Raw genomic sequence first — 1,283 nt, forward strand, 5'->3', positions numbered from 1 at the left:
TCGTTACATATCTATCTCCATCATCAAATATCATCTCATTACCTTTCTCTTTTTTATGTTAATTAAATGGGTGGGGGCTGGAAGGCATGTGAAGCACTCCAACTTTTAAAAATCTGCAAGTTTATTTTTTAGATGTGTTCAATTTCATATTTCCAATCAGGCAATTGAGTAAGAGCTAATGCGAGTTGTCCTCTATGGCACATGCATACATTGGCTTCAAAACAGGTGATTGCAACACGCTTTTTATTTAAAAAAATTTGATATAATTTATTTATTGCACAAGAATTATTCTTGAGAGTTGTATTTTGATAATCTTCAAAAAGGCGGTCATAATCTTTTTATGTTTTCAGATTTCTTCGTTTTTCAGAAGCAATTCCAAGTTCAGGCATATGCATATATTCAATATCAATATTGCTTACAGCTTTCTCTAATTGTCTTTTCGAAAATCCGTGTTTTCTACTTATTGGATTTTTACGAACATCACATAAAGTTTTGATATTGTTTTCTATGAGACTCTTAAGATAATTCTCAAGGGACTTACCTTCATAGCCAATGGTAAAAAAACAAAATTCCTCAACTTTAGCAGACTGTATGATAATATGTTTGGTGTTACACACGTTTAATTTCCTTAGTAAATGGGTGGGGGTGCTTAAGCAAGAGGAGGAGGAGAGAGCACCCCCATAGGTTTAAGCAGCTTTTGCCAAAATCTTTTGCATCTCTTGTTCTATTTCCCCTAAAAAGATTTCGACCGCTTTATTAATCTCTTCAATGTATTGCTCATCACGGTTGATGCGTTTGATTTTCATTCTCAAACCAGTAGATCTGCCTACAAAGTTTGGATTATAGCTCATGAAATCACACCACTTTCGTCCTGTACAAGCCATTTGGAATTGCATTTGTGCGTGATATTCAGGCTTGATTTCGTCATACATAAAAAAACGAAGATGAGTTGTTGATTGTGGACATTTGACTTCAATTAAACCGTCCTCTCCAATGAACCCATCAGGACTTGCCCCCGCCATTTTCATTTTTGGGTGTGGGATAAACCCGCATCTTGTGACTTCTGTGTCATAAATGAATTCATATTCTCTCAAGGCATTCTCTTCATGTTCAATGCCCCATTGCATAGCCGCTGTTGTATAAGATTGGCTTATTCCCTCTATTAAGCGTTCTGTCGTGAGTTTGATTTTGTAGTCTTCATATTTACTTGTAGGCAAACCTTTTGCTGTCTTACTGAGTACGTTGTAAACGTTTGAAGCAGTGACTTTACCCAAGCGCGCTTG

General features: G+C 36.2%; 2 protein-coding genes. Both read right to left on the reverse strand.

Translation table 11 applies throughout. The annotated features are described in order from the left end of the window. Nucleotides 1-338 precede the first annotated feature (338 nt). Entirely contained in the window at nucleotides 339-617 is a 279-nt protein-coding gene (locus ACFIJP_RS09125; RefSeq protein ID WP_375627098.1) for a DUF488 family protein, read from the reverse strand. A 69-nt stretch (nucleotides 618-686) separates the two neighbouring features. Further along, nucleotides 687-1,283: lambda exonuclease family protein (locus tag ACFIJP_RS09130; RefSeq protein ID WP_375627099.1), on the reverse strand; the 597-nt coding region annotated here is incomplete at its 5' end.

The sequence above is a fragment of the Bartonella sp. MU37NMGALS genome (assembly GCF_042194015.1).
Classification (GTDB): Bacteria; Pseudomonadota; Alphaproteobacteria; order Rhizobiales; family Rhizobiaceae; genus Bartonella; species Bartonella grahamii.